General features: G+C 61.1%; 5 protein-coding genes. 2 read left to right on the top strand and 3 right to left on the bottom strand.

Translation table 11 applies throughout. The features are described from left to right. Window positions 1–1,002 (top strand): uracil-DNA glycosylase family protein (locus tag RTI30_RS12930; RefSeq protein ID WP_409449716.1); only part of this gene is annotated, 1,002 nt, incomplete at its 5' end. Here the strand turns inward: RTI30_RS12930 and RTI30_RS12925 are convergent. Both RTI30_RS12925 and RTI30_RS12920 read right to left on the bottom strand, forming a co-directional pair. Further along, window positions 951–1,892 carry an NAD-dependent epimerase/dehydratase family protein gene (locus RTI30_RS12925; RefSeq protein ID WP_312263434.1) on the bottom strand — a complete coding sequence of 314 codons (942 nt, stop codon included), beginning with the start codon at window positions 1,890–1,892 and terminating at the stop codon, window positions 951–953. The genes RTI30_RS12930 and RTI30_RS12925 overlap by 52 nt on opposite strands. Then, window positions 1,889–2,974, bottom strand: coding sequence for an LLM class flavin-dependent oxidoreductase (locus RTI30_RS12920; protein ID WP_312263435.1), 1,086 nt, complete (start codon window positions 2,972–2,974; stop codon window positions 1,889–1,891). The genes RTI30_RS12925 and RTI30_RS12920 overlap by 4 nt, the downstream gene beginning before the upstream one ends. A 15-nt stretch (window positions 2,975–2,989) precedes the next feature. Here RTI30_RS12920 and RTI30_RS12915 point away from each other — a divergent pair, with 15 nt between their 5' ends. Then, window positions 2,990–3,232, top strand: a complete 243-nt coding sequence (locus tag RTI30_RS12915) for a hypothetical protein (protein ID WP_312263436.1) — start codon at window positions 2,990–2,992, stop codon at window positions 3,230–3,232. Between the two features lie 3 nt (window positions 3,233–3,235). Here RTI30_RS12915 and orn read toward each other — a convergent pair whose 3' ends face one another. Beyond that, window positions 3,236–3,811: an oligoribonuclease gene (orn, locus tag RTI30_RS12910; RefSeq protein ID WP_312263437.1), complete on the bottom strand. Its 576-nt coding sequence runs from the start codon at window positions 3,809–3,811 to the stop codon at window positions 3,236–3,238. Between the last annotated feature and the right edge of the window lie 618 nt (window positions 3,812–4,429).

Raw genomic sequence — 4,429 nt, 5'->3', positions numbered from 1 at the left:
ACGCCGAACGGCCACACCATCGACTCGGACAGAAACCACCGCTATCCTTCCTCCTCCAACATCTACCACAGTGCCAAAGGTGGTGGACGCATACATTCTCTTCTTTCCCATCTGCCGAGGCGCTATCATCGACGGATGACGGTCGAGACCTTATTGCCGGCGCAACTGGCTTATTTGCGCCTGTTGGAACTTCCCCTCCCAGAGGGGATGACGCCGTCGGAGCTACCGGCACCGGCGGCTTTAGCGGAAGTTCCGGCGGCTCCGGCCGAGATGGTGATGCCGGAGGAGCCCTTTGCCCTGCTTGCGCCCGAAGAGGCGCTGCAGGACATGCCACCGGCTCCCGAGCCCCCTGAGCTGGCGCCAGTCGCCATCAAAGTCGACATTGCAGACGAGCGCCAAGAGCGCATTGCCCGCATGGACTGGTCCTTGCTCGAGAGCAGCATTCACGCCTGTCGTGCCTGCAATTTGGGGGAAAGCCGACAACATGCCGTCGTTGGCGCCGGTGTTCGTCAGGGCCCTTGGCTCTTCGTGGGGGAGGCGCCGGGGGCGGAGGAGGATCGTCGTGGTGAGGCCTTTGTTGGGCGCGGTGGGCAACTCCTCGATGCAATGCTCGCCGCTATGGGGCTCAGTCGGCAGCGAGAGGTGTACATTGCCAATGTTCTCAAGTGTCGTCCGCCGCAAAATCGCGACCCCCTCGGCCCCGAGGTGCGGGCTTGCTTGCCCTTTCTGCAACGGCAGATTGCCCTCCTGCAGCCGCGCATCATCGTTGCCCTGGGGCGCTTTGCTGCCCAGAGTTTATTGCAATGCAACGAACCCTTGGCCAACTTGCGCGGTGGGGTGCAGCGGTATGGAGAGATCCCACTGATCGTCACCTATCATCCCGCCTACTTGCTGCGTAATCCCGTCGAAAAGCGCAAGGTTTGGGAAGATCTCAAGCTGGCGCTGCAAACCTATGCCGAATTGCCGCCAGACACCGCGGCCATGGCCTCGGACACGGAGTAGCGCGGTAACCAACCAAGCTCGATCTCGGCACGGCAACAGTCCACCACCAAGGGATACTCCAGACCCAGAAGCCAGCCGGGATCGCCAAAGCGTCGGGTAAATGGGCGCAGGGCGCGGTGGAGCTGGTGCAGATGGCGAGGGCGTAGGGGTAGTTGCAAGCGCCGCGGAATCTGCGACCAAGGGACCGGATCGGGGGCGGCGATGTTGAAAGCGCCTCTCGCCCCCTGCTCCCAAGCGCCAAGCAGGGCGCGGGCGGCATCCTCCTCGTGCAGGCACTGCACCGGCAAATCCGGATTGGCCAGGCGAAGGCCAACAGGCGCGCGGGCAATAGAGTTCACGAGGGGCTGCGCGTGCGGGCCGACAATGGCGTGCAGGCGCAGCCAGCTGAGCCGCATCGGCGGATGGGCGCCTGCCTGTTGCACCAAAAGTCGCTCTACCGCCGCCTTGTCTTCGGCGTAGGCAAAGCCGGGGGGCGGTCGCAGGGGCTGGGATTCGCGAATCGGGATGGGGTTGTCTGGCCAGGCGCCATAGGCCGCCACACTACTGCTGTACACAAAGCGTTCCACCCCCGCCGCGGCTGCTGCCCGCAGCAAGCGCAGCGTCCCCGCGCGATTGACCTGCGCCATCTCCCGACGCCAGCGCTGCTGCCGACCCAGGCGCGGGCTAAGGACGACAAAAGCCAAGTGGATGATGCTATCCACGTCCTCCAACAAAGGTTGCCAATCGACACTCCGCAGGTCGCCGCAAATCCACCGCAGACGGGGATGCTGCAAGATGCCGGGCTGCAGGTCGAAGGCGAGCACTTCGGGTTTGGCAGGATGCCGTAAGAGTAGCGGTAGCAACGCCTGCGCGGTATGCCCCGCCGCCCCCGTCAGCAGGACTTGGCTCATGCCGCGTTAGCGTGCTGGCCTTGAAGACTCGGCAAAACCTCCGTTGCCAGCAGCTCTAGAGAGCGCTGGGTGACGGTGGAGGGGACCATTCCGGCGCCCACGGCCAAGAGTAGTCGGTCGACCCCGGCGCGGGCGAAACGCGCCAGACCTTTGCGGCATTGCTCCGGATTTCCCACTACCACCATCCCCATGCTTTCCAAAAGGCGCAGGCTCAAACCACGCCGCAAGAGCGGCTCAAGAAATGCCAGTCGGTGATAAAATTCATAGCTTTCGCGCAATTGCACGAGTACCGGCCGTGTTTGGTCGAGCAAGCGTTGATAGTACCAGGTGAAGCCCTCGGCCAGTCGGCGTGCTTCTGCCGCGTCTTCCAGGCAGAGGCAGCCAATGGTCATGGCAAATTGGGGGTTGAAGCCCGCCACTTGGGCGCGGGCGCTGCTCTGTACACTGCGGCGGTAGGCCTTGAGATCTTGCTTGATCATAAACCAGGGCTTGAAGGGGCCGCTCAGAACCCCAATGCCTTCCTCGGCTGCCCAGCGAAAGGTCTGCGGGCTGACGGCCGCCACCCAGAGGGGTGGATGTGGCTGCTGCAGGGGCTTGGGCAGGATGTCGATGTCGTCCAACCGATAGAGCTTGCCCTGGTGCCGTACCGGCCCGCCGCCAGCTGCGCGCAGAATCGCCAAGCCTTCCTGCAGGTGGGTGCGACTATCGGCCATCTCGGCGCCAAAAATTGCATATTCCCGCGGCGAGAAACCGCGACCGATGCCAACTTCGAGGCGGCCGTTGCTGAGGATATCCAATGCCGCCACGCGCTCCGCTACCCGCACGGCGTGGTTATAGGGCAGGGCGATGACCGCATGCCCGAGCCGCAACTTTTGCGTGCGTTGGCTCGCCGCCGCCAAAAAGACCTCTGGAGCGCTGGAATGGGAGTACTCGCGCATGAAGTGATGCTCCACCAGCCAGGCGCCGTGAAAGCCCAGTTGGTCGGCGAGCGCGAGCTCCTCCAGGGTTTCGTGATAGACTTGCGCCTCGCTACGAGGGAGATGGCTAGGTACCGCCAATTCGTAGAAGAGATCCACCTGCATGATTCGGGAGACTCCATGTCTGCACATACGCCACGACCAATTGCCGAGCGTCTGGAAATTGCCATCCTAACATCAGAGCAGATGCGTCTGCACTGGATCGACGAAAAGGATCAGACCCACTATATGACCGTCGTCTTACCCCTCGCCGTCGAGGAGGCAAAAGACGCCGATTATCTCCGCTGCCGGGTTTTGGAAGATGACGTCGAAATCCTCGTCCGCATCGATCTGATTCAAAATCTCCCAACCCCCACCAAGTAAGGCTCAAACAAAATCGAGGGTCTCGCTGTCCCAGTCCGCCGCGCGCAGAATCGTCTGACGGTAATAGCGCAGCTCCTCGATAGACTCGCGAATGTCGCTCAAGGCCTCGTGCCGCTCGGTTTTTTTGAAGCGTGGCAGCTTCGGGTACCAACGCACGCTGAGCTCCTTGAGGGTGGAGACATCGATGAGCCGATAGTGAAAAAAGCGCTCGAGCCGCGGCATGTGCTGCGCCAAGAAGCGTCGATCCTGACAAACGCTATTGCCACAGAGGGGAGAGGTGCCCGGCGTGACATGAGCCTGCAGAAAGTCGAGGGTTTGCGCCTCTACCGCGGCAAGATCAAGACGACTGCTGCGCACCCGCTCGATGAGGCCCGAGGCGCCGTGGGTGCGTTGATTCCAGTCGTCCATGGCGCGCAGCACGGATTCATCGTGATTGACCGCCAGGACCGGACCTTCGCAAATCACCCGCAGCTCGTTGTCGGTTACGATACTGGCAATTTCGAGAATTTGGTCCTGCTGGGGATGCAGCCCGGTCATCTCCAGATCGATCCAGACGAGGCGTTGACTCTTGGGATCCATGGGCTCTCCTCGGAAGTTTGTACGCATGGTACCATGGCAGGGCCCGTATAAAAAAAGACGGGCAAGATGCCCGTCCAATAGCCGCAAAACAACCGCTACAAACTTTTTGGGTCGCCGGTCTCTGCCGGGTATCCGTATGGGTTACGCTCCGTCTCAATCCGAGATCTGGGTACCGCCCTTCATTGGTGCCTAGTGTCCGTCTGGATTGTTTCGGGAATATTTCTTACCGGCGGCGGCCTATTCCGAATAAAAAAGACGGGCAAGATGCCCGTCCAATAGCCGCAAAACAACCGCTACAAACTTTTTGGGTCGCCGGTCTCCGCCGGGTATCCGTATGGGTTACGCTCCGTCTCGATCTGAGGTTTGGGTACCGCTCCTCGTTGCTATGTAGTTTCGGGCGAAAATGTTTCGAGAATATTTCCTGTTGTAGGGTTACGCTTTTCCCGGGGATGCGGTGTGAATGGCCCCGTGGGAGCTATCATTCGCAGGGGCAGATCCTCTCGCTGTTCTGCAGGCCCTGGATGCATAAGTTCACAAACCTTTGGCACTTCTTTGGCGAGGGAGGAGTGCCATGCAGGTTCAACATGTCGGGTACCGGATCCGGGGGTTTTACCGGGT

Source organism: Candidatus Igneacidithiobacillus taiwanensis (assembly GCF_031962545.1).
Lineage (GTDB): Bacteria > Pseudomonadota > Gammaproteobacteria > Acidithiobacillales > Acidithiobacillaceae > Igneacidithiobacillus > Igneacidithiobacillus taiwanensis.
This window is presented reverse-complemented; position numbering and strand designations above follow the sequence as displayed.

Bases quoted from the DNA above. Each gene is read 5' to 3' on its own strand.
- RTI30_RS12915 (WP_312263436.1), top strand. From the start codon at position 2,990: ATGTCTGCACATACGCCACGACCAATTGCCGAGCGTCTGGAAATTGCC.
- RTI30_RS12925 (WP_312263434.1), bottom strand. From the start codon at position 1,892: ATGAGCCAAGTCCTGCTGACGGGGGCGGCGGGGCATACCGCGCAGGCG.
- orn (WP_312263437.1), bottom strand. From the start codon at position 3,811: ATGGATCCCAAGAGTCAACGCCTCGTCTGGATCGATCTGGAGATGACC.
- RTI30_RS12920 (WP_312263435.1), bottom strand. From the start codon at position 2,974: ATGCAGGTGGATCTCTTCTACGAATTGGCGGTACCTAGCCATCTCCCT.